Below are 26,233 nucleotides of genomic sequence, written 5' to 3' on the forward strand. Positions count from 1 at the left end.
CGCCGGATGCGCCGCACGCCGCCCGGACCCGCCGTCCGCCGTACGGAATCCACCTGAGCCCGAGTTCACGAGGACACCAGCCCAGATGCCTGCGAACGATTCCCCGAAGCAGTACCCCGAGACGTCCCCGACGACCCCCGAGGGGGTACGGGCCTGGTTGACCTCAGCCGTCGCCGAAGCGACCGGACTCGCCCCGGCAGCCGTCGTACCGGGGCGCCCGATCGCCGAATTCGGTCTGGGATCGGTGCAGTTGGTGACCCTGGCCGCGCGCCTGTCCGAGTGGACCGGACGGCCCCTGGAGCCGTCCGTCCTCTTCGACCACCCGACGATCGCGGGGATCTCCGAGGCGGTCTTCGGCGAGCAGCCCCCGCCCACGGCCGGTCCGGGCCCGCTCCCCGCGTCGGCCGCCCCGTCCGCGCGGAGCGGCGACGACATCGCGATCATCTCCATGGCCTGCCGGTTCCCCGGCGGCGCCGACGACCCGGAAGCCCTGTGGCGGCTGCTGGAAGCGGGCGAGGACGTCGTCGGCGAGGTGCCCGCGGGCCGGTGGGAGACCCAGGGGCTCCACGACCCCGACCCGGAGGCCACCGGCAAGGCGTACACCCTGCGCGGCGGCTTCCTGACCGGCATCGACCGTTTCGACGCGGCCTTCTTCGGCATCTCGCCGCGCGAGGCGGCGGCCATGGACCCGCAGCAACGGCTCCTGCTGCAGACCGGCTGGGAGGCCATCGAGCGCGCGGGCATCGTCCCGGAGACGCTGAACGGCAGCCGGACGGGCGTCTACGTCGGCCTGTACGACAGCGGATACCTCGCCTCCGCCCCGCTGGACCGGCTCGACGGACACGTCGGCACGGGCTCGGCGTCCAGCGTGGCGTCCGGGCGCATCTCCTACACCCTCGGGCTCCAGGGGCCGGCCGTCACGGTCGACACCGCCTGCTCCTCCTCGCTCGTGTCCCTGCACCTCGCGGCCCGGGCACTGGCCGACGGCGAGTGCGACCTCGCGCTGGCCGGTGGCGCCACGCTCCTCGTGACACCTCGCGGGCACGTCGAGTTCAGCAGGCTGCGGGCACTGTCGCCGTCCGGGCGGTGCAGTCCGTTCTCCGCCGGGGCGGACGGGGCGGTGTGGGCCGAGGGCTGCGGTCTGGTGCTCCTCAAGCGGCTCGCCGACGCGCGCCGGGACGGCGACCGGGTCCTCGCGGTCGTCAAGGGCTCGGCGGTCAACCAGGACGGGCGCAGCCAGGGCCTGAGCGCGCCCAACGGCCCCGCGCAGGAACGGGTGCTGCGCGCCGCCCTGGACGACGCCGGGCTCCGGCCCGACGACCTGGACTACGTCGAGGCGCACGGCACGGGCACACGGCTCGGCGACCCCATCGAGGGCCGCGCACTCGCCTCGGTGTTCGGACCGGGACGCCCGGTGGACCGGCCCCTGGGCGTCGGCTCGCTGAAGTCCAACATCGGGCACACGCAGGCCGCCGCGGGCATCGGCGGCGTCATCAAGACCGTCCTGTCCCTCGACCGGGAACTGCTCCCCGCGTCCCTGCACGCCGAGACCCCGACCGAGCACGTCGACTGGGCGGGCGGCGGACTGCGCGTGCACAGCCGCGCGGAGGCGTGGCCACGGCGCGCCGACCGCGTACGGCGGGCCGGGGTGAGCGCGTTCGGGATCAGCGGCACCAACGCGCACGTGGTGCTGGAGGAATCACCGGACGACCTGACACGACCGACCGCGCGGCCGACGCGGTCCGCACCGGCCGTCACGCCCGCGCCGGCCGTCACATCCGCACTGGCCGTCACATCTGCACCGGCCGCAGGTCCGGTGCCCGCCGGACCCCCTCGTACCGGCGAGCCCGCCGGACCTCCCCACCCCGGAGAACCCACCCTCTTCCCCCTGTCCGCCCGCACCCTTCCGGCCCTCCGGGGGCAGGCGGCCCGCCTGCTCGACGCGCTCGCCGCGCGACCGCGTCCGGCACTGTCCGACGTGGCCGGGACGCTGGCCCACCACCGCACCCACTTCGAGCACCGCGCCGTCGTCCGGGCGGGCGACCACGACGAACTGACCGGCGCGCTCCGCGGCCTCGCCGAGGGGAAGCCCGATCCCGGCCTGGTCGTCGGGCCGCAGCAGACCCTCTCGCCGGGCAAGTTGGCGTTCGTGTTCCCCGGCCAGGGTGCCCAGTGGAGCGGCATGGCCCGTGAACTCCTCGACCGTTCAACGGTGTTCGCCGACGAACTCGACCGCTGCGACGCCGCGCTGCGCCCGTTCACCGCGTGGTCGGTGGCGGCCGTCCTGCGCGGCGACGAGGGCGCCCCCTCCCTGGAACGGGTGGACGTCGTCCAGCCGGTCCTCTTCGCCGTCATGGTGTCGCTGGCCGCGGTGTGGCGGGCCCGCGGCGTACGGCCGGACGCGGTGATCGGGCACAGCCAGGGCGAGGTCGCCGCGGCCTGCGTCGCCGGCGCGCTGAGCCTGAGCGACGCCGCGGCGGTCGTCGCCCTGCGCAGCCGAGCCCTGACCGAGCTGTCCGGCACCGGCGCCATGGCCGTCGTCGCCCTGCCGCACGACGAGGTCGAGGCGCGTCTGGCCGGACTCGGCGGCCGGGTGTCCGTCGCCGCCGTGAACAGCGGCCGCTCGACGGTGATCGCCGGTGACGTGGAACCCCTGGACGCCCTCCTCGCGGACCTCGACCGGGAGCAGGTGTTCGTCCGCCGCCTCGACGTCGACTACGCCTCCCACAGCACCGGCGTCGAGCCGCTGCGGGCGACGGTCCTCGACGAACTCGACGGCGTCACCACCTTCCCGGCCTCCGTCGCCTGGTACTCCACGGTCACCGGCGAGCCGGTCACGGAGGAGCTGGAGGCCGACCACTGGTACACGAACCTGCGTGAACCCGTGCGCTTCGCGGCCACGGTGGAACGCATGATGGCCGACGGCTACCGCCACTTCGTCGAACTCAGCCCCCACCCCTCCCTCGTCACCGCCGTGCGCACCGTCGCCGAGGACCACGGTCACGAGGACCTGGTCGTCGTCGGATCGCTGCGCCGCGACGAGGACGGGTTCGCCTGCCTGGACCGGGCCGCTGCCGAACTCCACGTCCACGGAACGCGGATCGACTGGCGCCGCGTCGTTCCCGACGGCGCGGTGGCCGACCTGCCCACGTACGCCTGGGACCCGCAGTCCTACTGGACCGAGCCCGGGACCGGGCCGGGACCGGTGGCCTCCGGTCTCCTCGGCCGCGCGACGCACCCGCTGCTGGGCGTCCATCTGCGGTCGGCGGACGAGACCCGCTGGACCTTCCGCAACGAATGGTCCCCGGCCACCGCCGACTGGCTGTCCGACCACACCGTGTTCGGGCGGACCGTGGTGTCGGGCACGACCGTGATGGAGCTGTGCCGCGCCGCGCTCGCCGTGGCCCGCCCGGACACTCCCGGCGACGTGACCGATCTGCTCCTGCTCGCGCCCCTCGTGCTGCCCAGGGCAGGCACGGTCGAGGTGTCGGTCGACGTGATCACCGCCGGAGCCGCGCCGGAGATCACCGTGCACAGCCGCCCGCGCGACGGGGAGGCCGCGGGCTGGACCCTGCACGCCACCGCGTCGGCGTCCGCCCCCGCCCCGGTGACGGGGGAGACACCGCCGGTGTGGCCGGAGGCCGCCGAGTCCGCGTGGAGCGCGCAGACGTACGAACGGCTGGCCGCGCTCGGTCTCGGCTACGGCCCCTCCTTCCAGGGCGTCCGTTCGGCGGTCACGACCACCGCCGACGGCGAAGTGCTGGCCCGCCTGTCGCTGCCGCCCGCGGCCCGGGGCACGGCCGACCCCTACCCCCTCCACCCGGCCCTGCTGGACGCCGCACTGCACGTGACCGCGGCCCTGGACGCCTCCGGCGGCCGGGTGCTCCTGCCGGTCGCGGTGGGCCGCTGCGTCCTGCCGCCCGGCGGCGCCCGCGACCTCACGGCGCTGGTACGGCGTACGGGCGGCCCGGCGACGGACCTCGTCCTCGACGTGACCCTGTGGGACGCCGACGGCCTCCCGGCGGGCCGGCTGGAGGACGTACGGCTGCGGGCCGCCGACCCGGTGGACCTGAACGCCGCCTCGGAGAACGGCCGTCACCTCTACGAAGTGGCGTGGACGGCCGTGACCGGACAGCCCGCGCCCGAGCCGCAGTCCACGTGGGCCGTCCACGGCGACCGCTCGGACCCGGAGGCCGCGGCCGTCCTGCGGGGCCTGGCGGCGGCGGGCGTCCAGGTACGGGAGACGGGCGCCGACATCGTCGTACGGCTCTGGCCGCGTCCTGCACCCGATGCCGAACCGGCGGCAGCCGCACATGAGTTGGCCGTCCAGGCACTGGCCGAACTGCGCGAGCTGAGCGCGCTCCCGCAGGACCGGCTGCCCGCCCGCACCCTGTGGGTGACCCGGGGTGCGGTCGCGGCAGGTGCCGGGGACACCGTGCCCGGCCTGGCCCAGTCGGTGCTGTGGGGCCTCGCCCGCAGCGCCCGCGCCGAACACCCACGGCTCGGACTCGCCCTGCTCGACCTCGAGGACTCAGGTCCCGCCGACCTCCTGCCGACGGCCGTCGCCCACACCGACGAGCCCGAACTCGCCTTCCGGGACGGCTCCTTGCTCGCTCCCCGGCTGGTGCGCGCCCGCCCGGCCGACGCGACCCCGCGCGAGACCGCCGTGAGTCGGACGCGTCCGGACCGACCCCAGGTCCTGCCCGTGCCCACCGACGGCACCGTGCTGATCACCGGCGGACTCGGTGCCGTGGGACGGAACATCGCCCGGCTGCTCGCCGAAAGCGGCGTGCCCCGGCTGCTTCTGACCTCACGTCAGGGACCGGGGGATCCGCGTGCGGCCGAGGTCGTCGCCGAACTGACCTCGCTCGGGACCGAGGCGGAGATCGCGCGGTGCGACGTCGGGGACGCGGCGGCCCTGGCCCGCGTACTCGCCCGCGTCGGTGACGCGCTGCCGCTGCGCGGTGTCGTGCACTGCGCCGGGGTCCTGGACGACGGGGTGATCGCCGAGCTGACACCCGAACGCCTCGCGCGGGTACTGCACCCCAAGGCGGACGGCGCCGCCCACCTGCACCGGCTCACCGCGGACACACCGCTCGACCTCTTCCTGCTGGTCTCCTCGGCGGCCGGCGTCCTCGGCAGCCCGGGCCAGGGCAACTACGCGGCGGCCAACGTGTTCCTCGACCAACTGGCCCACCACCGGCGGGCCTCGGGCCTGCCCGGCGTCTCGGTCTCCTTCGGCGCCTGGGCGGGCGAAGGCCTCGCCGCGGAACACGCCGACCTGGACCGCATGGCCCGCGCGGGCCACCGCGCCCTCAGCCCCGACCAGGGCCGCGAACTCGTCGAACTCGCCCTGCGCCGGGGCGCACCGCACCTGATCGCCGCTTCCCTGGACCTGCCCCGGCTGCGCGCGGCCACGGCCGGCACGGACGACGCCACCGCGGCCCTGTGGCGCTCGCTGCTGCCCGCGCCCCGCGCCGACCGGCACGGCGGTGCCGCTCTGGCGGACCGGCTGGCCCGGCTCCCGGAGGCCGACCGCGCCGCCCGCGTCCTGTCCCTGGTCCGTGAGGAGGCGTCCCGGGCGCTCGGTCTGAGCCCGGCGGAATCCGTGGGTCCCGATCAGCCGCTCCGGGAGCTCGGCATGGACTCCGTGACGGCCGTGGAACTGCGCAACCGCATCGGCGCCCGGATCGGCGCCCGGCTCCCCGCCACCCTGCTGTTCGACCATCCCACCGCGGCCCGCCTCTCCGCCCACCTGCTGGCCACCGCACTCGCCGGGGACGGCCGCGCCCCCGGGCGCGGCACAGCCGGCCCGCGGCCTCCTCGTACCCCGTCGGTGGCGCCGGACGAGCCGCTGGCCCTGGTCGGCATGGCCTGCCGTCTGCCCGGCGGCGTGAACGACCCCGAGAGCCTGTGGCGCCTCGTCGCCGAGGGCCGCGACGCCGTGGGCCCGTTCCCGGCGGACCGCTGGGACGTGGAGTCGCTCTACGACTCCGACCCCGACGCCCCGGGCACGTCGTACGCCAGGGAGGGCGGCTTCGTCGACGGCCTGGACTCCTTCGACGCCGGCTTCTTCGGCATCACCCCGAAAGAGGCGGCGGCCATGGACCCCCAGCAGCGCATGCTGCTGGAGACGGCCTGGGAGGCACTGGAGCACGCCGGGATCGTGCCGGCCGAACTGGCGGGCAGCGGCACGGGCGTGTACGTGGGCATGTTCGGCAGCGACTACCTCGCGGGCTCCCGCCTCGACGAACTGGACGGCTACGTCGGCACGGGTACGGCACCGAGCGTGGCCTCGGGGCGGCTCGCGTACACGCTGGGCCTGGGCGGACCGGCCCTGACGGTGGACACCGCGTGCTCCTCGTCCCTGGTGGCGCTGCACCTGGCCGCACAGGCGCTGCGCTCGGGCGAGTGCGACCTGGCGCTCGCCGGAGGCGTGACGCTGATGGTGACGCCGGGGACCTTCGTCGAGTTCAGCCGACTGCGGGGGCTGTCCCCGAGCGGCCGCTGCCGTTCCTTCTCCGACGACGCCGACGGTGCCGTCTGGGCCGAGGGCGCCGGCACGGTCGTACTGAAGCGCCTCGCCGACGCCCGGCGCGACGGCGACGAGGTGCTGGCCGTGCTGCGCGGTACGGCCGTCAACCAGGACGGCCGCAGCCAGGGCCTCTCGGCGCCGAACGGTCCGGCCCAGGAACAGGTGATCCGGCGGGCACTGGAACAGTCCGGTCTCGAACCCGCCGACATCGACTACGTCGAGGCGCACGGGACGGGCACCACGCTGGGCGACCCGATCGAGGCGAACGCCCTCGCCGAGGTCTTCGGCGCCTCGCGCCCCGAGGGCCGCCCCCTGTACCTCGGCTCGCTCAAGTCCAACATCGGCCACACACAGGCGGCTTCGGGCGTGGCCGGTCTGATCAAGGTCGTTCAGTCCCTGCGGCACCGCTCCCTGCCGCGCACCCTGCACGCCACGACGCCCAGCCGCCATGTCGACTGGGACGACAGCGGGCTGCACCTGCTGCGGGAGACGGTCGACTGGCCGGCGTCGGGCGGACGCGTACGGCGGGCCGGGGTGAGCGCCTTCGGGATCAGCGGAACCAACGCGCACCTGATCGTGGAGGAGGCCGAACCGGCCGAGGCACCGCGGGAGAGGGGAACCGCCCCGGGCGCGAGGCTGTTCGTCCTGTCCGCGCGCGGCGAGACCGCCCTGCGGGAGCAGGCGGCACGACTCGCCCGCCGCCTGGACGGGGGCGCCGCCCTGCCCGACATCGCCCACACCCTCGCGCGGCACCGCAGCCACTTCGAGCACCGCGCGGCGATCGTGGCCGACGGCCGGGACGAACTACGGTCCCGGCTCGACGAGTTGGCGAACGGACGGACACCGCGGGACCTGCCCCGCGCGGAACGCGCCGGCAAGGTGGCCTTCGTCTTCGCCGGCCACGGCGGTCAACGGCCCGGCATGGGAATGGAGCTGGCGTCCGAGTCACCGGCGTTCCGCGAGGAACTGGCCCGCATCGACGACGCGGTGCGCCGTCAGGTCGGCTGGTCGGTGCTCGACGTGCTGCGGGCGCCGGAGGAGTTCGCCCCGCTCGACCGCACCGAATACCTGCAACCGGTGCTGTTCGCGGTCAACGCGGCCCTGGCCGCCGCCTGGCGTGCGCTCGGGGTCCGCCCGGACGCCGTCGTCGGGCACAGCCTCGGCGAGATCGCCGCCGCCTACGACGCGGGCGCCCTCGGCCTGGACGACGCCGTGTCCGTGGTGACCGGACGCGCCCGGGCGGTCGCCCCACTGGTCGGACAGGGCGGCATGCTGGCCCTGGAACTGCCGCGCGCGGAGACCGAGAAGCTGCTCGTGCCCCACGCGGGCCGGCTGTTCGTGGCCGCCGTCAACAGCGCGCACTCCACGGCCGTCTCCGGCGACACCGGAGCACTGGCCGACCTGCGCGCACAGCTCGAGGCGCGGGACATCCCCGTACGGCGGCTGTCGACGCCGTTCGCCTCCCACACCCCCCTGATGGAACCGGTCCGCGCCGATCTGCTGAACCGGCTCGACGGCATCCGCGGCACCCGCACGCCGACCCCGCTCTACTCGACGGTGCCGGCCGAACCGGTGCCCGGCGACCGGCTGGACGCCGGCCACTGGTGGGCGAACCTCGGGCGCCCCGTCCGCTTCGCCGACACGATTCGGCGGATGCTGGACGACGGCTACCGCTACTTCGTCGAGCTGAGCCCGCACCCCTCGCTCACCGCGTCGGTCGAGGCGGTGGCGGAGGAGGCGGGAATCGACGCGGTCGCGGTCGGCTCGCTGAGCCGCGGTCGGGAGGAACGGGACGTGCTGCCGGGCCGGCTGGGGGAGTTGTACGAGGCCGGGTACACGCCCGACTGGCCGGTGCCGTTCCCCGGGGGACGCCGGGTCGACCTGCCCACGTACGCCTTCACCCGCGAACGCCACTGGCGCGCGCCCGCCCCGGCCACCGGGACCGCCGGCGGTTCACCGCTCCTCGGCACGCACGTCGAGGCCAGCGACACACCCGGCCGGCACATCTTCCAGAGCGACGTCGACCTGCGCGACAGCCGCTTCGCCTACCTCGGCGACCACCGGGTCACCGGCGAGGTCTGGATGCCCGGCGCCGCCTTCCTCGACCTGGCGCTGGAGGCCGCGTCCGCGCTGCGGGACGGCGGTGGGGCACGACTGGCCGACGTGAGGTTCGTGCGGCCCCTGGCCCTCGACGCGGACAGGCCCGTACGGCTGCAACTGGTGCTGCGGCCCGCCGGGGAAGACGGCTCACGGGACTTCACCATCGCCTCGGCGGCCACCGGGAAGCGGGGCGCGGACTGGGAGCTGCACGTCACCGGACGGGTCGTCGACGGCGCCGCCGGACCCGCGTCCGTCGCCGAACCGGTGCCCGCCGTCTCCGGACCCGGCACCGGTGACGAGCTCGCCGTGCTGCGCGAGCGGTGCGGGCGAGAAGCCGACCTGCCCGCCGTCTACGCGGGACTCGCGGCCCTGGGCATCGACTACGGCCCCGCCTTCCGCCTCCTGCAACAGGGCCACCGCACGGACACCGCCGCGATCGGCCGGCTCGCCCGGCAGCCCGCCGCCGGACATCTGCTGCACCCCGCCGTCCTCGACGCCGCCTTCCACACGGCGGCCCTGCCGGCCGAAGCGCCCGCGGGCCGGGCCTTCGTGCCCTCCGGCGTCGGACGGCTGCGCTTCACCGGTCTGCGTTCCGCGCCCGCCTGGGTGACCTGCCGACTGCGCTCCACGGACGGGGACACCGCGCTCCTGGATCTGCGTCTGTGGGACGAGAAGGAACAACTGGTCCTGGAAGCAACGGAGTTCGAACTCACCGCGCTCTCGCCGCTGGACGGCGCGCTCTTCGAGACCCGCTGGAGGCCGCGCCCGGTCGCACAGGAGCGGCCCGCCGACGGCGGCTGGCTCGTCCTGGCCGACGCCACCGGAGTGGCCGACTCGCTCGCACAGCGGCTGACCTCGGCCGCCGTACCCCATGTGATCGCGCGCAGGGGCACGGCGTTCGGCGCCGAGGGCCCCGGCCGCTACGTCCTCGACCCGGCCGATCCGCGGCAGTTGGCCCGGCTGCTCGACGAGGCCTTCGCCGACGGGCCGCCGGAGCGGGTGGTGCAGCTGTCCGCCCTCGACGCCCCGGCCGTCGAGGACCCCGCCACGGCCGAAGAGACCGCGCGTTGCTGCGTCCTGAGCACCCTGCACCTGGTACGGGCGCTCGCCGACCGGCCTCGGAGCCGCCCCCCGCGCTTGTTCACGGTCGTACGCGGCAGCCAGGCCGCCGGTGACAGCACACAGGTGACGCACCCTCAGCAGGCGCTCGCCTGGGGCTTCGGACTCTCGGTGGCCCAGGAGTACCCGGAACTGTCGACCACGCTGATCGACCTGCCGGCCACGGGCGGCGACGACGCCCTGTGGACGCAGCTGCGGCACGCGGACGACGAACGCCTGGTCGCACTGAGGGAATCGGGCCGGCTGGTACCACGGCTGACCCGCACCCGCCCCGACGACGGCGGCCACGACGCGATGAGCGCGGACGGCGTGCACCTGGTCACGGGCGGTCTGGGCGGCCTCGGCCGGGTGGCCGCCGAGCGGCTGGTCCGCCGGGGCGCCCGCCGACTGGCCCTGCTGAGCCGGGGCGCGCCCGACGCGGCCGCGCGGAGCTGGATCGAGGGGATGGAGGCGCACGGGGTCACCGTGCACCTCGCCCGCGCGGACGTCGCCGACCGCGCCGTGCTGACGGCCGCCCTGGACGCCGTACGGCGTGAGGCCGGACCGATCGCCACGGTCGTCCACGCCGCGGGCGTCCTCGACGACGCCACGGTGGCGAACCTGACCGACGAACGCGTCCTGGGCGTGCTCGCCCCCAAGGTCCTCGGCACCACCCTGCTCACCGAACTGGCCCCGGAGGCAGAGAGGTTCGTCCTCTTCGCTTCGGCGGCCGGTGTCCTCGGATCGGCGGGCCAGAGCCCGTACGCGGCGGCGAACGCCTTCCTGGACGCCTGGGCGCACCACCTCTCCCGCACCGGCCGCCGGGCGCTCAGCCTGGACTGGGGCGCCTGGACCGAGGTCGGCATGGTCGCCGCCTCCGGCACCCGGGCCGCCGAGACCAGCCGTTCGGGGCTGGCCGCCTTCACCCCGGCGGAAGGCGGCGACCTGTTCGAACGGGTGCTCGCCACCTCCCGCCGCCAGCTCGCTCCCCTCGCCCTGGACACGGCCGCGCTGGAATTTGACCCGGACACGGTGCGCACCCGACCGGTCCTGGGCGACCTGATCACCCCCGCCGACACCCCCGCGGGCACGGACGACCTCGTCGCGCGGGTGTTCGCCGCGACGACGGACCAGGACCGGGCCACACGGCTCGAGGCGTACGTACGGGCCAAGGTCGGCCAGGTCTCCGGCGGTGCCGCGGACGTGTCCGCGACCACGGCCCTCAAGGAACTGGGCCTGGACTCGCTCATGCTGGTCAGGCTGCGCAACGCCTTCACCCGGGAGCTGGGCGCCGAGCTCCCCGCCGCCACCGTCTTCTCGGCGGCCGACGTCCGCGGCCTCGCACGGGCCCTGGGCGAGGCGCTGCCCGAACAGGGCACCGGGCCACGGAACGAGGACCCACGGCCCGACGCCGCCCCCGAGGTGCCCGAGAGCGAGCTGCGGCCCGCGACCCGGGACGTCGTACGGCTGCTGCGCAGCGCCCAGCCGGGGATGCCGGGTGCGGCGCACGCCGTCGGCCTCGCCGTCCGGCTCACCGCGCCGACCAACCGCGAGACGCTGACCGGCATCGTCGAACGGCTCGCCGGACGGCACGCGGCCCTGCGCACGGCGATGGCCCGGGACGGCGGACGGAACCGGCGGCTGCGTGTGGAGCGGGAGCCGGCCGAGCCCTTGCTGCGCTGGACGGACGTGCCCGCCGACGCCGAACCGGACGCCGGCGACCGGCTGTCCCGGCTGCTGGAGCCGCCGTTCGACCTGGCGAGGGCGCCCCTGTGGCGGTTCGAACTGCTCGACGCCGGCACGCGTGGCCAGACCCTGGTGTTCGGCGCGCACCACGCGGTGAGCGACCTGCAGTCGCTGCTCCTCGTCGCCGGGGAGATCGACGCCGAACTCTCCGGCACCCCGCTCGGAGACACCGTCACCAACCGCGACATCGACCTGCTCGTCGAGGCCCAGCGGACCGGTGACGCCTCCGGAACCGCGGGCATCGCCGACAGGGAGTGGCGCGAGGCATTCCACGGCAGCGAGCGCCTCGACCTGACGCTCGCCCGGCCGCGCCCCGCGACGCGCTCGTACCGGGCCGGGAGCGTGACCGTGGCGCTGCCCGACGGGCTGATGGAACGGGTGTCGGCGGCCGCGAGCAGGCTCGCCGTCACACCCGCCGCCTTCTGCCTCGGCACCCTGACCGTCCTGCTGGCCCGGACGCGCGAGCGGGAGCGCTTCGTGCTCGCCGTGCCCGTCGACACGCGCATCCACGCCGACGCCCACGACGCGGTGGGCTTCTTCGGCGTACCGGTGCCCTTCCCGGCGCGGGCGGCGGCCGGGGAGCGGATCGAGGACGTGCTGAGGCGCACGGACGCGCGACTGGACCGGGTCCTCGCGAAGGGCGCCATGTTCTCGGACGTGCTGTCCACGCTGGCCGGGCAGGGACTCCACCGGGCGAACGCCCCGCTGGTGGAGGTGTACTTCAACTACGTACGCTCCTCGGCGGCCCGGCTCGGCCGGCTGGAGGTGCTCCCGGCCGGAACGGGGTACTCCGACCTCGACCTCATGATCACCATGACCCCGGACGCGGGCCGCGTGCGGTTCGACCACAACCTCGACATCCTGGACGCGGCGGCCACCACCGGGCTGGCGGAGGAGTTCCTGCGGCTGCTCGCCGAGGCGGCCGGCGACCCGACCACGGCGGTCCGTACGACGGGTACGACGGGTACGACGGCCCCCGCCACGGCCGCCGTCCCGGCCACTGCCGGGACCCGCACGACGACGGCTTCCATGGAGAAGGCGACTCCCGTGGCGACCGCGGCTTCGGCCGTGGCGGCGACTCCGGCCGCGGCGGAGCCCCGCGTCGACACGGCCGCTCAGGTCGCGGAGGCCGCTCCCGCCGGGCGGGACACCGACGCCCGACCGCGCCGCTCGCTCGCCCTCGCCGCCACCTTCGCGCTCGGCAGTCTGCCGCTGCTGTGCGGGGCGGCGATGGAGGACGGCGCCGGGGAAGGAGCGGGGGAGCGGACGCGGGACGCGGGCCCGGCGGTGGCGGAGGCGCCGTACCACCAGGTGCTCACCGCCCTGCGCGATCCCTCGGGCGTCTTCACCGATCCCACGACGGCGGTGGGCGTGGTGCTCCTGCGGGCCGTGGACCTGGAACGCTTCGGCCCGGTCACCGACGCGGCGCTGGCCGAACTGGGCACCGCCTACCCGGCCGCGCTGCGAGCCCTGTCCGAGCGGACCCGCGGACCACTGATCGTCGGCGTGCTGCCCTCGGCCCGGCAGGACGACCGCTTCGCACGGTGGGAGAGCGGCCTCGTCGCCGAGCTGGCCGGCACGCCCGGCATCGCGGTGCTCGGCCCGGACGACTGGACCCGCCACCACGCCGTCGCGGAACGCTTCGACGAACGGACCGAGCGGCTGGCCCACCTCCCCTTCACCCCGCGTTTCCAGGCGGCCGTGGCCCTGGAGCTGGCCCAGGTGGTGCGGGCGGTCCTGCGTCCCGCGCCGAAGGTGATCGCGGTGGACGGCGACGAGACCCTGTGGGGCGGGGTCGCCGGGGAGACCGGCCCCGAGTCGGTCGACCTGACCGGACCGCGCGCCCTGCTGGCACGGACGCTGCTGAGGTGGCGGGCCGCCGGCACGCTGCTCGCACTGGTCAGCAACAACGACGAGGACACCGTACGGGCCGTCCTGGACCGCCCGGACAGCACGCTGAAGGCGGAGCACTTCAGCGTGCTGTCCGCCGGCTGGGGCCCGAAGCCGGGCCGGCTCACGGAGGCGGCGCGGGCCCTCGGCCTGGGGCTGGACAGCTTCCTGTTCCTCGACGACAACCCTGTCGAGATCGAGAAGGCGCGGTCGGCGCTGCCCGAGATGCTGTCGGTGACCTGCCCTCCGGCGGACGGACTGGACGGTTTCCTGCGCCGGTTGTGGCCGCTCGTTCCGGCGGCGGCCACGGCCGAGGACGAACTGCGGGCCGGGTTCTACGCGCGGGAGCGGGAGCGGGACGCGGCGCGCGAGCAGGCCGGGTTCGAGGAGTTCCTCGCCGGGCTGGAGCTGGAGGTCGACGTCCGGGCGCTGTCCGACGCCGATGCCGAGCGGGCCGAACAACTCGTGCGCCGCACCAATCAGTTCACCCTCCACCGCCGGTCCGCCGACGGCGGTGACCTGGCGCGGTGGCGGGAGCACGGCGAGGTCTGGACGGCCGCGGCGCGGGACCGCTTCGGCGACTACGGCCAGATCGGCCTGCTCGCCCTGCGCGCGGACGGCGACCGGCTCGACGTGCTCGCCTGGAGACTGAGCTGCCGCGCGCTCGGCCGGGGCGTCGAGGAACGGCTGTTGTGCTGGCTCGCCGACCGCGCCGAGCGACTGGGCTGCGTGAAGGTCCGGCTGACGGCCGAGCGCACCGACCGCAACGCACCCGCCCGCCGTCTGCTGGCCGCGCTGGGCGGCGGGGACCAGGACGACGAGCACCTGGAGACCGTGGTCACGCCGGAACACCTGCGGGCCTTCCGCTCCTGGCGGCGGCGGTGAGCGGGCGCGGCCCGGACCGCGGAAGCAGTACGGAACAGACAGTGCACAGGGGGAAGGACTCTCATGCGTGACGTGAACGAGGGCGCGCCGCCGTACGCCGGACAGCGGGCGACCGGTGAGGCGATCGAGCGGGGTGACGACGGGCCGGGCGTCGAGGCCCTGCTGGCCAGGATCGGACAGGCCGCCGCACCGGCGGCGCCCGGAACCGGGACGGGTCCGGATGCCGGGACCGGGACGGCGGACGCTGCGTCCGGCGCCGGGACGGCTACCGCCCTGTTCGGCACCGGGACCGTTGCCGCCGGGTCGGGTGTCGCCCCCGGGGCGGCTGTCGTCGGGGCGGGCGCGGGTGCCGGGGAGGCTGCCTCCGCGTCCGGCGCCGCCCCCGGCGCGGCTGTCGTCGAGGCCGACACCGGCCTCGGGGCGGCCGCTGCCGGGTCGAGCGCCGGTGCCGCGATGGACAGCGGCGTCGGCGTCTCGTCGACCGCGGCTGCCCCGGCCGCCGTCCAGGTCGCTCCCGCCACCCCCGACGCGGACGGCCTGGCCGCCGTCGTGGCCGCGGCGGCCGCTCGCTTCCTCCCCGGAGGACAACTCTCACCCGACACCGACTTCTTCGACGCCGGCGGCACCTCCGTGGGCGCCGTGGAGCTCGTCGCGGCGCTGGAGGAGGAGCTGGGCGTGGAGATCGACCTGGACGAGGTGTTCGCCGACGCCCGGCCGAGCAGCCTCGCCCGGCGCTGGCTGGCCACCGCGGATGCCGCGGCGGCCCTCCCGGCACCGAGTGCGTCGGCGATCCCGGCGACCCCGGCGGACACACGCACCCCGGCCCCGGCCCCGACGGCGGCCGACGTGACCGTCGTGGCACCCCGGGCGACGCTCACGGCTCGGACCACCGGTGGTGACCCCTCGTACGCCACGGCCCGCCCCGAAGACCTCGACCAGATCCTGGCCGACCTCGCCCTCGCCGACCGCCTGCCCTGGACCGGCTCGCCCGAGCCGGTGCCGCCCCGCCGGATCCTGCTCACCGGCGCCACCGGCTTCCTCGGCGGCCACCTGCTCCTCGACCTGCTCAGGCACAGTGACGCGCACGTCCACTGCCTCGTGCGCGCCGCCGACGAGGAGGCGGCCACGGCCCGCCTCGGCGAGGCGCTGAAGAGCCACGGGCTGCCCTGGTCGTCGGAGGTCCGCCGCCGGGTGACGGTGCTCCCCGGCGACATCGGCCGGCCTCGCCTCGGCCTGTCCGACAGCGGCTGGAACAAGCTCGCCCACGAAGTGGACAGCATCGTGGGCGTGGCGGCGGCCGTGGACTTCCTGCGCGGCTACCGGTCACTGCGGCAGAGCAACGTCATCGGCGCGCTGACCCTCGCCGAACTCGCGGCGACCGGCCCGCCCAAGCCGCTGCACCACATCTCCTCGATCGCGGTCTTCAACGAGGTCGGCATCTCCTCCATGGGCGAGGACGACCCGCTCGCCCGCGTCGACCGTCTCGTCGCGGGCTACGACCAGACGAAATGGGCCGCCGAGGTCGCCCTGCGAAGGGCCCGCGACCACGGACTGGTCGTCACCGCGATGCGCCCGGGAGGCATCGGGGGCCACACCCGCACGGGCGCGCACAACCCGCAGGACCTCAGCAGCGGCCTCATCGCCGCCTTCGGCCGCTTCCGCACCGTTCCCGCCTTCCACCGGCTGAACGCGGCCCCGGTGGACTGGGTGAGCCGGGTCGCGGCGGCCGTCGTCTGCGAACCCGACGCCTGGGGCTTCGACTACAACCTGACCGGCGTGCCCAACACCCTCGACGACGTCGTACGGGACATGGCGTTCGGCGGCATGCACGTGCGCGTACAGGACTGGGACGAGTGGCGCACCGACGTCCTGGCCCGCCTGGAGGCCGAACCCGTTCCCGAACTCGGCTTCCTCACCAGGGTGCTGCGAAGTCCCACAGCGCTCAAGCTGTGCGAGGCGACCCTGAAGGGGCCGGCGGCCGGAGACGGACGCACCGCGGCACTCGTCGAAGCACTCGGACTGCGCCCCGCCGCCCGCTACGACGCCCGGGCCCAGCTCAGGACGTTCGAGCGGCTCGCCCGGAACGGCCTGGCCCGGCTTCCCGCGAAGGACGATCCGCCGTACCTGTGGTTCTCCGAGACGGCCGAGGGCGCCGTGGGCCCGGCCGGTGCCGCCGCCGACACCCCCTGCTCGGCGGCGCTCACCCTCTCCATCGCGAGCATGCACCAACTGGTGAGGGAACGCAGGGTGGACGTCGGCGGCGAGGTGGTGTGCGCGGCGGCCCACCCCGCACCGCTGCTCGTGGAACGCGGTGACGTCTGGGTGCGGCCCGAGGAGGGCATCCCGCAGCGGCACGGGATGCGCCATCAACTTCTGCGCTACCGGCTGACGTTGCGGGACGCCGACGGAGGCCGGTGGTGGCTGGAGGGCCACAAGTACGCCCGCGCCCGCCGTGACGTGTGGCGGCAGACCCGCGCGCTGGACGTCGAGATCGGTCGCGAGGGCGAACCCGCGTGTCTCGCCGGTGAACTCGTCGTACCCGCGGACTCCTACGTGCGCGACCAGATCGACGGCATCGAGGTGGACCCGCGCCTGACCGGCCGGGAGAAGCGCGCCGCCAAGCTGACCTGGCTCGCCTGGTTCGGCGCGGAGATGGGCCGCGGCCTGCTGGGCCCCTTCACCCGCGCCGCCGCGGACCTCCTCGACCTCCGCCCCGCCCGGACCACCTCGGAGCGCCACCGATGATCTTCAGAACCGCCAACTCCCTTACCAGGCCGACGATCCGCAAGGTCAGGACGGGCACGGCCCTGCGGCCGCTGCGCCACCGCCTCGACCCGGCGCGGGTCGAGGAGATCCCCTTCCACGCCGGGGACGGCGTACGCCTCGGACTCACCCGCGTCGACAGCGGGGAGCGCGACCGGCCCGCGGTACTGCTCCTGCACGGTCACACCGCCTCCGCCGACATGTTCCTGCTCCCCGAGACCCGCAACCTGGTCGACGTGCTGCTCGACGACGGCTACGAACCCTGGCTGCTCGACTGGCGGGGCAGTTGCCGGCTGCCCTACAACGAGACCGGCCGGAGGTACACCTACGACGACGTCGCGCTCCACGACATCCCCGACGCCGTCTCCCGGATCCGTGAACGCATCGGCGACCGGCCGCTGTTCGTGGTCGCCCACTGCATCGGCTCCCTGGCCCTGTCGCTGAGCATGACGGCGGGACTGGTGCCCGGCCTCGCGGGCGTCGTGTCCCAGGGCGTGTTCCTGACGCCGAAGCTCGCGGGACGTACCTCGCTGCGGATGACGGTGGCGGGCGAGCTGCTGAAGAACCGGATCGACCACATACCCGTCGACTTCCGCAAGGTGGGGCTCAGGTCGCGGTACACACCCCTGTTCGCGCTGGCCTCCCGCGGGGCCGCGTGCCCGGATCCGACCTGCCAGATCCTCCACAACTCGGCCTGGGGATCGGGTGCTTCGCTGTTCCTGCACGAGAACCTGTCCGACGCCACCCACGACCGGCTCGCCGAACTCCTCGGGCCGGCGCCGCTGTGGATCCTGCCGCACCTGCGCCGTATCGAGCTGGCCCGCAGCGTCGTCCGCTGGCACGACACCGACCACCGCTACCGGGCGCTGCCGCCCAACGCGCTGGACGCGGCCGCCCGCATCGACACCCCGGTCCTGCTCCTCGCGGGAAGCGAGAACGGACTGTGGCTGGACTCGCAGAAGCTCTGCCACGAGGTGCTGGCACACCGCCGGCCCGAGCTCGACGTGTCGTACACCGAGATCCCCGGCTACGGCCACCTCGACACGTTCCTGGGCCGGGGCGCCGCCCTGGACGTCTTCGGTCACATCCTCGAATTCCTCGGCGGACGACGGTGACGCGGGCCCCCGCGGCCGGTTACCGTACCGACCAGTAACCAGACCGCACCCAGGAGGCACCATGCCCCAGCTCGAAGTCGACGGCGCCGTGCTGACGTACGACGACGAGGGCCCCCGCGACGGCGACGGCGCGCCCCTGGTGTTCATCCACGGCTGGACGGCCGACCGGCACCGCTGGGACCACCAGATGGAGCACTTCGGGCGGAAGCGGCGCGTCGTACGACTGGACCTGCGCGGGCACGGAGAGAGCGGGGGGTCGGGACGGCGGACCGTGGCGGAGCTGGCCTCCGACGTCCTCGCCGTCCTCGACCACCTGGAGCTCGACCGGTTCGTGCTCGTCGGCCACTCGATGGGCGGGATGATCGCGCAGACCCTGACGCTCGCCCACCCCGAGCGGGTCGAGCGGCTGGTGCTGGTGAACTCGATCGGCAGGATGGCGTACAGCCGGGGGAGGGGCCTGCTGATGGCGGCCTCGACCATGGTGCCGTTCAAGCTGTTCGTGGCCGCCAACATCCAGCGCGCCTTCGCCCCCGGCTACCCGCGCGAGAGGATCCGCGAGTACGTCCGGGCCTCGGCGGGCACGCCCCGGGAGGTGGTCATGACGTGCTACGGCGCCATGCGGTCCTTCGACGTCCTCGACCGGCTCGGTGAGATCAGCGCCCCCACCCTCCTGATCCACGGCTACCACGACATCCAACTGCCCGTCTCCCAGATGCTCCGGATGGCGAAGGCGTACCCGGACGCCGTGGTGCGGATCGTGGACGCCGGCCACGAACTCCCCGTGGAGAAGCCGGCCGAACTCACCGCCGCGCTCGACCGGTTCGTGACGGACAAGCCGTAACCGGCCGGGGGTACCGGCGGGCCACGGCCGACGCGATTCTGCGGGGCGTCATCTCGGCGTCGCGTCCTCGCAGCCCTCCGAAACCTCCACCACCTCGAAGACCACCGGGAAATCGGTGATCTGCTGGTTCGGACCCGGCCGGGAGCCGCAGATCCTCCACCCGGCCGGGTCGTCCACCGGACGCCCCCGTCCGCTCGCGTCCTCGAACTCCATGTCGAGCCTGGAGCCCATCTGCTCCAACGCGCGCCCCGCGTTGCCGCCGACGACATCGGGCATGACGGCGCCGACGGGCTCGGGGCGTGTCGAACGGCGTGCCTCGGCGGACGCCGGACCGCTCGTGCCGCCCGCCGACGCGTCCGGCACGGACGACGTGCCGCACGCGGTGACCGGGGCCAGCAGTGCGGCGGCGAGCACGGCACTCGGAATCCTGGCGACGCGCATGTCAACTTCCTTCTGCTCGACGGTGGTTGCGAACAGTTGCGAACAGTACTGCCCCGCCTCTACCGGGCTTTCCGACCCTGATCCGTCCAACCGGGTTCGAATACGGGCCCGACCATGGTTATGATCACCGCGGCAAGGCCGTAGCGCAGAGGTCGTCGCGCCCAAGCATCGAGCTGGAGGACGTCGGTTCGAATCCGACCGGTCTTGCCACCCTTTTCGTGGAGGAATGTCGATTGGCGTCGGTTCACCCCCGGAGGGCGGAGGGCGATGCCGCCCTCGGCGCGCCGGGCACCGGCGATGGACCGGTGGAGTGGTGATGACGCAGCCGACGCCCGTACGCTGCCCCGCGATCGAGCACCCCGACATCCCGATCAGCGAACCCGCCGCCCTGGAACCGCTGCTCGCCCGGCTGCGCTCCGAACGGCCGGTCGAGGCCGACGAGACGTTCCCGCTCGGCACCGTGCGCGCGGACGGACGCGTCGACCTGTGCAAGCAGGGACTCGGCGCGGGCGGCGCCGCCCGGCTCATGCCCGTGGCCGCCGCCTCCCCGCACGCCGCGCACGTGCTGCTCGGCACCAACGCCATCGGCGACGAGGGAGCCCGCACGGTCGCCGACGCGCTCACCGACGGCCACGGCCTGCACACGCTCTACCTCGGCTGCAACCGCATCGGCCCCGAAGGGGTCACCGCGCTCGCCGGGACGCTGGCGACGGACGACACCGTCCGCGCCCTGTGGCTCAAGCGCAACCCGGTGGGCGACGACGGCGCCCGCGCGCTCGCCGGGATGCTCCGCCGCAACACCGCGCTGCGCACCCTCGACCTGGTCAACACCGCTCTGGGCACCGACGGTCTGCTGGCCCTGTGCGAGACCCTCGTCAGCCGGCCGAGCCCCGTGGAACGGCTCTTCCTCGGCGGCAACGGCCTGACCGCCGCGGCCGCCCCGCTGCTTGCCGTGCTGATCCGCGAGGCGGGCGTGCGCGAGCTGTACCTCCCCGCCAACCACCTGGGGGACGAGGGCGCCGCGATCCTCGCCGCCGCGGCCGACCCCGCGCGGCCCGTACGCCTCGGACTGGGCGGCAACGGCATCGGCCCCGCCGGTGCCCGGGCGCTCGCCGACTCGCTCGGCGGCATCGAGGTGCTCGACCTGGGCCGCCCGCTGTCGGAACGCAGCCTCGGCGCCCCCGCCAACACCACCGGCGACGAAGGCGCCCACGCGCTGGCCGCCGCCCTGCCCGGCAGCCCCCTGCGCCGACTGGAGCTGTGCCACACCGGCCTGACCGGACGGGGCGCGAAGACCCTGCTGGCCGCCGTGCCCGACGACTCGGCCCTGGAGTACGTCGGTCTGGGGCCCGGACTGCCCCGCAAGGTCAAGCGGTCCTTCACCCAGCGCCTGCGGCCCGTGGGCAGGGCACACCCCGACCTGCGCGCGATAGGGAGCGTCTACCGTTGAGCCCTCGTGGCGAACTCCGCTGCTTCCCCGCGGACGAGGCGTCGAGCCGGCGCCGGATCCGCCGGTACGCGGTACCCCGCTGGATGATCGAACGCGCGACCGCGGCCCGGCTGGCCGGCGACTGGCGGGGAGCCTGCGCGGCGGCCGGCGTCGACATCGCCTTCGAGCTGTCCGAGGTGGCCGGACACTGCGGCGACGACGTCGCCGCGGCCCTGGAGGACGACCTCCGTCACCTCGCCCCCGACCTGCTGCGCTGGCACCTGCCGCGCATCCTCGGCGGGCGGACCACGCTCGTCACGGGGCAGACGGTCGTCCTGGCGCGCTACCGTCCGAAGACGGCCGACGAGGACCGCTCCACCACGCCGTACTTGCACGTCACCACGCCCGCGATGATCGACGGACCGCAGCGGATCGCCCTGCGGTTCGGCACCGTCGAGGACGAGTGGGCCGCGGGAGTCTTCGGTCCGGGCGCCGAGGACTGGCGGTACGCGCGGCACCTGTGGGACGCACGGCACACCGCCGAACTGCTCGAACGCTGCGGCGGATCGGACCGGCCGCCGTTCTTCCACGCCGACGCGACCCCGCGCGGCACGGACGAACTGCCCACGGCCGACCCCGGCGCCGCCGACCCCGCGGCGCGGGCCGAGTGGGCCACGCTGCTGCACCAGAAGGGCGAGACGGTGGCCGCCCTCGCCGCCGCCGGCATCGAGGCGGACCTGACCCGCACCCGGAACTCGCGCTATCGCCAGGTGGGCCTGACCGAGCTCCTGGGCGGGATCGCCCTCGGACACACCGGCCTGGAACCGGAGATCCGCCGACAGGCCGCGGCAGGCCTCGGCGACCGCTTCGTCATCGCCGCGCACTGGCGGACCCACATCCTCCTGGAGCTCACGGACGCCGGCGGACTGCTGATGCGCGCCGTCGACCGTGAGGAGGTCAAGTTCGAGCCCGTACTCGCCGAGGCCCTGTGGCGCAGACTCCCCGACCTCGATCTGATGCGCGTCGGGGGCGTCACGGCGGAACATCTCCACCCGCTCGTCCGCGAGGCCCTGTTCCCCGCCCTTCCCGTCCCGGCGGGTCCGGCCGGTCCTCCGGGACCGACGCCGCCCGAACCGGTGCGGGTCAGATGCCGCGAGGAATGGCACGAGGTGGGCTTCCGTCCCGGCGGCCTGCTCGCCATGCCGCACAGCGACGAGGAACAGCAGCGCGAGCGCGCCCTGCGCGCCTTCGGCGGCGCCGTCTCCGGATGCTTCGCCGTGGAACAGACGTGGACCTCCGGAGAAGGCCGCCTGCCGAAGGCACTGCGGGCGCAGCGCGGCGAACTGTTCCTGCGCGCCCAGCACGGCGACACCCCCGGTGTGCTGGAACTCCTCGACGCCGGTGTCGACCCGCGCGTACGGGACGCCAAGGGCCGCAACCTGCTGCATGTGCTGAACCTCCTCGACCACGAACCGCTCCTGCCGCGGCTGCTGGCGGCGGGAGTCGACCTCGAGGCCCGCGACCAGCGTGACCGCACACCTTTGTTCGTGGCGGTCAACGACCTCGGTTCGAAGGCGCTGGTGGAAGCACTCGTCGCTGCCGGGGCACGGCTCGACGCGGTCGACGAGTCCGAACTCTCGCTGGCCCAGATCGTCCGCCGCTACAAGCGCCCCGATCTGACCTTCCTCCGGGAGCGCGTCCAGGCGGAGCACCCCGGTATCGGCGCCGAGTGGTGGGACGAGTGGATGGACGAGCAGGACGAGTACCACGCCGAGGAGGACGAGGCGGACGAGTCCGAACCGTACGAGTCCGAGCCCGGCGACACCGGCGTCGAGTGGACGGACGAGCAGTACTACGTCGACAAGGCGGACGAGCCCGACGACGAGCCCGAGCCGGACGAGTTCGACGACGAGGAGAGGCAGTCCCTTTGAGCACCGACGGGACCACCGTCATCGCGCCCTCCGGCCCGCTGGCGGCCGCGGACGACCTCAACCGCCGGCTGCGCACGCACCGCACCGAACCCGCCGCGAACCCCCAACTGGAGGCGCTCGCCCTCGCCGTGACGGCCAACCAGCCCGTCCTGCTGTGGGGAGAACCGGGAATCGGCAAGTCGGCCGCCCTGGAACAGCTCGCGGCCGGACTCGGCCTGCCGCTGGAGACGGTCATCGCCAGCGTGCACGAACCCTCCGACTTCGCCGGACTGCCCATCGTCGGTGAGGACCCGGCCGCGACCGGCGTCCCGATGGCCCCGCCGGACTGGGCGGTCCGCCTCGCCGGGGCCGGACAGGGCCTGCTCTTCTTCGACGAGCTCTCCTCCGCGCCGCCCGCCGTGCAGGCGGCCCTGCTGCGCGTGGTGCTCGAACGACGGGTGGGCAGCCTCGTCCTCCCGGAGGCGGTACGCATCGTCGCCGCCGCCAACCCGCCCTCCAGCGCGGCCGACGGCTGGCACCTGAGCCCGCCCCTCGCCAACCGGTTCGTCCACCTGGAATGGACCCACGACCCCCGGACCGTCGCCCGCGGCATGGCCGGCACCTGGCCGGAGGTGAGCGTGCCCGTCGTCGGCGCCGCGAAGGTGCCCGGCGCGGTCGCACGGGCCCGCGGCGCGATCTCCGGCTTCCTGACGGCCCGGCCCGGCCTGGTCCACCACATCCCCGGCGACGCCGAGAGCCGGGGCCGGTCGTGGTCCTCGCCCCGCACCTGGGAGATGGCGCTCAAGCTGCTCGCCACCGGATACGCGGCCGGCGCCGGCCGCGAGGCGCTGGCCGCCGCGCTCACCGGGGCCGTCGGCGACGGGGCGGGCCTCGAGCTGCTGTCCTACCTCGAACACCTCGACCTGCCCGACCCCGACCGCGTCCTCGCGGACCCGGACGCCTTCGCCCTGCCCGACCGCGGCGACCGTCAACTGGCGTTCCTCATCGCGGTCGTCGCCGCCATCCAGAGCGACCTCACCCGGCCCCGCTGGGAAGCCGGCTGGACGGTCCTGGCGAAGGCCGTGGACGCCGGTGTCCCGGACGTGGCAGCCCGGGCCGCCACCGACCTCGCGTCGATGCGGCACCTCGACTGGCCCGTACCGCCCGGCATCGACGGGTTCCTGGACCTGCTGCAGATGTCGGGGGCGCTGCCCGGCGGCGGCCGGTGAGCAGGACGGGGACCACGGGAGACGCCCGAGGCTCCCTCGACATGACCAAACTGCTCGCCGCCCGCTACCGCGCGGCGAGCGACCGGCCCTATCTGGCGGCCGCGTTGTACTCCCTGACCGTCGTACCGAGCACACAGGTGCCCACGATGGGGGTGGACCGGCACTGGCGCTGCTACGTGTCCCCTGCCTTCGTCGAGGCGACACCGGTGCCCGAGCTCGCGGGCGTGTGGGTGCACGAGGTGGCGCACCTGCTGCGCGACCACCACGGCCGGGCCGACCGGCTCCCCGCCGCCGCCCAGCGCGACTGGCACCGCGTCAACGTCGCCCAGGACTGCGAGATCAACGACGATCTGCTCTCGGACGGCCTGCGGCTGCCCGAGGGACGCATGGAACCCCGCCTGTTCGGCCTTCCCGAGGGGCAGCTGTTCGAGGCGTACGTGGACCGGCTGCCGTCGCACGTGCGGACGCCGGACTGCGGATCGGGTGCCCACGGCAGGCCCGCGTCCTGGGAGCTGCCGGGGAGCGCCGGGCCCGCGCGGATCGGGGAGATCGAGGCACAGGCGCTCAGACGGCAGACCGCCGACGCGATGCGCGCCCACCAGCGGGCCCGTGGCTCCCTGCCCGGGGGCTGGCAACGCTGGGCCGAGGAGATCCTGGAACCCACGGTGGACTGGCGGCAGGCGCTGTCCGGCGCGGTCCGGGAGGCCGCCGCATGGGCGGGCGGAGCCGTCGACTACACCTACCGCCGCCCCTCGCGCCGCACCCCGGCGCTGCGCGGTGTCGTCCTGCCGAGCCTGCGCAGACCGCTGCCGAGGGTGGCCGTGGTCATCGACACCTCCGGTTCGATGGGCGACGACGAACTGGCCGCCGCCCTCGCCGAGGTGACGGGTGTCCTGCGCGAGGTGGGGGTCCGCGGCAACCGCGTCACCGTGCTGGCGTGCGACGCCGACGTCCAGGCCGTGTCCCGGGTGGTGGCCACCGAGCAGATCACCCTGGGCGGCGGCGGTGGCACGGACATGCGCGTCGGCATCGAGGCGGCGCTCGCTACGCCGGACCGCCCGAACATCGTCGTGGTCCTCACCGACGGGCTCACCCCCTGGCCCGACGAGAGCCCGCCCTGCCGCGTCATCGCGGCCCTGATCGGCTCCGGCGCACCGCAGCCGCCCGGTTGGGTGGAGACGGTACGCGTTCCCGCCACCTGACACGTCCGGTCGGCCGGAGCCGGGAATCGGGCGCTCGGGGGCCGACGCCGCCCACGGAATCAAGGGAGTTCACGGGGCAGGAGAGGGAGCGGAGGGTGGCCGCGGCGCTGACGTGGGCGATTCAACGGCGGGTCGCGGCCGAGGCGGCGCCGCGGCTCACTTGAAACGCGCTGCACACACGTGTCCTGCCTCACTATCGAGGCCGCTGAGCCAACCCTTTTGGCGCTGAGATCTTCTCCTTGGGATGAAGATCCTGAAGAGACGGCCCCGCTTACTCATACTCCTGACCCTGGCCGTCATGGCGGCCGTGACGGTGACCGCCGCCATGGTCATCCGGGCGAACAAGATGGAGACGCTCTCCCCGCGCGAGGAACGTGACCGGGCCGCGTCCGGAGCAGTCGTACCGTCGGGGCAGGCGGACTGCCGGAAGGCCAAGTGCATCGCGCTCACCTTCGACGGCAACCCGGGCGAACCCACCGGCCGGCTGATGGACCTCCTGAAGGAATACAAGGCGCCGTCGACGTTCTTCCTCGAGGGCCGACGCATCCACATGTTCCCGGATGTGGTGCGGCGGATCGCCGAGGAAGGCCACGAGATCGGGGACCACACCTGGACGCACGCGGTGCTGACCGATGTCTCCGATGCCCGGATCCGCGACGAGCTGCGTCGCACGGCACGGGCCGTCTCCGGCATCACCGGCAGCGAGCCGACGCTGATGCGCCCGCCCCAGGGCCGCACCGACGACCGCGTCTCCAAGGTCTCGAAAGAACTGGGGATGGCGCAGGTGCTGTGGACGGTGACCGCGAAGGACTACGAGACGGACGACCCCGAGCTGATCACCAAGCGCGTGCTCGCGGGCGCCGATCGCGACGGGATCATTCTGCTCCACCCGCTGCACAAGGGCACCGTGCCGGCCATGCCTTCCGTCCTGAAGTCGCTCAGCGAGCAGGGCTACACCTTCGTGACCGTCTCCCAGCTGCTCGCTCCGGCCAAGGCCGAGCCCGGCAAGATCTACAAGTGACCGACTGACGCGCGAAGCGTCCGTCTCC

At 74.6% G+C, this 26,233-nt stretch carries 10 protein-coding genes and 1 tRNA gene; 10 read left to right on the forward strand and 1 reads right to left on the reverse strand.

What is annotated here, in order from left to right; genetic code table 11:
• Positions 1 to 85: 85 nt before the first annotated feature.
• The 4 genes from ACFW6B_RS31300 to ACFW6B_RS31315 all read left to right on the forward strand — a co-directional run bounded on the left by ACFW6B_RS31300 (position 86) and on the right by ACFW6B_RS31315 (position 18,973).
• A complete protein-coding gene (locus ACFW6B_RS31300) occupies positions 86 to 14,254 on the forward strand; it encodes an SDR family NAD(P)-dependent oxidoreductase (RefSeq protein ID WP_386601288.1) in 14,169 nt (4,722 codons plus the stop codon).
• A 63-nt stretch (positions 14,255 to 14,317) separates the two neighbouring features.
• Positions 14,318 to 16,999 carry a thioester reductase domain-containing protein gene (locus ACFW6B_RS31305; RefSeq protein ID WP_386601290.1) on the forward strand — a complete coding sequence of 894 codons (2,682 nt, stop codon included), beginning with the start codon at positions 14,318 to 14,320 and terminating at the stop codon, positions 16,997 to 16,999.
• Positions 16,996 to 18,132, forward strand: a complete 1,137-nt coding sequence (locus tag ACFW6B_RS31310) for an alpha/beta hydrolase (RefSeq protein WP_386601292.1) — start codon at positions 16,996 to 16,998, stop codon at positions 18,130 to 18,132. The genes ACFW6B_RS31305 and ACFW6B_RS31310 overlap by 4 nt, the downstream gene beginning before the upstream one ends.
• Positions 18,133 to 18,193: 61 nt before the next feature.
• Positions 18,194 to 18,973, forward strand: coding sequence for an alpha/beta fold hydrolase (locus tag ACFW6B_RS31315; protein ID WP_386601294.1), 780 nt, complete (start codon positions 18,194 to 18,196; stop codon positions 18,971 to 18,973).
• Positions 18,974 to 19,021: 48 nt separating this feature from the next.
• On the opposite strand, the gene ACFW6B_RS31320 is transcribed toward ACFW6B_RS31315, so the two are convergent.
• Complete coding sequence (locus ACFW6B_RS31320; protein ID WP_386601297.1) at positions 19,022 to 19,414, reverse strand: hypothetical protein; 393 nt, start codon at positions 19,412 to 19,414, stop codon at positions 19,022 to 19,024.
• A 134-nt stretch (positions 19,415 to 19,548) separates the two neighbouring features.
• Here ACFW6B_RS31320 and ACFW6B_RS31325 point away from each other — a divergent pair.
• The 6 genes from ACFW6B_RS31325 to ACFW6B_RS31350 all read left to right on the forward strand — a co-directional run bounded on the left by ACFW6B_RS31325 (position 19,549) and on the right by ACFW6B_RS31350 (position 26,205).
• Positions 19,549 to 19,624, forward strand: a tRNA-Arg gene (locus ACFW6B_RS31325).
• Positions 19,625 to 19,730: 106 nt separating this feature from the next.
• Positions 19,731 to 20,864 carry a gala protein gene (locus tag ACFW6B_RS31330; RefSeq protein WP_386601299.1) on the forward strand — a complete coding sequence of 378 codons (1,134 nt, stop codon included), beginning with the start codon at positions 19,731 to 19,733 and terminating at the stop codon, positions 20,862 to 20,864.
• On the forward strand, positions 20,861 to 22,774 hold the full coding sequence (locus ACFW6B_RS31335; RefSeq protein WP_386601301.1) for an ankyrin repeat domain-containing protein: 1,914 nt from the start codon (positions 20,861 to 20,863) through the stop codon (positions 22,772 to 22,774). Before ACFW6B_RS31330 ends, ACFW6B_RS31335 begins: the two co-directional genes overlap by 4 nt.
• Positions 22,771 to 23,982 carry an AAA family ATPase gene (locus ACFW6B_RS31340; RefSeq protein ID WP_386601303.1) on the forward strand — a complete coding sequence of 404 codons (1,212 nt, stop codon included), beginning with the start codon at positions 22,771 to 22,773 and terminating at the stop codon, positions 23,980 to 23,982. Before ACFW6B_RS31335 ends, ACFW6B_RS31340 begins: the two co-directional genes overlap by 4 nt.
• 41 nt (positions 23,983 to 24,023) lie before the next feature.
• Positions 24,024 to 25,184, forward strand: coding sequence for a VWA-like domain-containing protein (locus ACFW6B_RS31345; RefSeq protein WP_386601304.1), 1,161 nt, complete (start codon positions 24,024 to 24,026; stop codon positions 25,182 to 25,184).
• A 244-nt stretch (positions 25,185 to 25,428) separates the two neighbouring features.
• Complete coding sequence (locus ACFW6B_RS31350) at positions 25,429 to 26,205, forward strand: polysaccharide deacetylase family protein (RefSeq protein WP_386601305.1); 777 nt, start codon at positions 25,429 to 25,431, stop codon at positions 26,203 to 26,205.
• Positions 26,206 to 26,233 lie beyond the last annotated feature (28 nt).

Origin of the sequence: Streptomyces sp. NPDC058751, assembly GCF_042746485.1 — a bacterium.
Taxonomy (GTDB): domain Bacteria; phylum Actinomycetota; class Actinomycetes; order Streptomycetales; family Streptomycetaceae; genus Streptomyces.

Excerpts from the sequence above, each read along its gene's own strand:
- ACFW6B_RS31320 (WP_386601297.1), bottom strand. The coding sequence starts at position 19,414 with ATGCGCGTCGCCAGGATTCCGAGTGCCGTGCTCGCCGCCGCACTGCTG.
- ACFW6B_RS31310 (WP_386601292.1), top strand. The coding sequence starts at position 16,996 with ATGATCTTCAGAACCGCCAACTCCCTTACCAGGCCGACGATCCGCAAG.
- ACFW6B_RS31330 (WP_386601299.1), top strand. The coding sequence starts at position 19,731 with ATGACGCAGCCGACGCCCGTACGCTGCCCCGCGATCGAGCACCCCGAC.
- ACFW6B_RS31305 (WP_386601290.1), top strand. The coding sequence starts at position 14,318 with ATGCGTGACGTGAACGAGGGCGCGCCGCCGTACGCCGGACAGCGGGCG.
- ACFW6B_RS31345 (WP_386601304.1), top strand. The coding sequence starts at position 24,024 with ATGACCAAACTGCTCGCCGCCCGCTACCGCGCGGCGAGCGACCGGCCC.
- ACFW6B_RS31315 (WP_386601294.1), top strand. The coding sequence starts at position 18,194 with ATGCCCCAGCTCGAAGTCGACGGCGCCGTGCTGACGTACGACGACGAG.
- ACFW6B_RS31300 (WP_386601288.1), top strand. The coding sequence starts at position 86 with ATGCCTGCGAACGATTCCCCGAAGCAGTACCCCGAGACGTCCCCGACG.
- ACFW6B_RS31350 (WP_386601305.1), top strand. The coding sequence starts at position 25,429 with ATGAAGATCCTGAAGAGACGGCCCCGCTTACTCATACTCCTGACCCTG.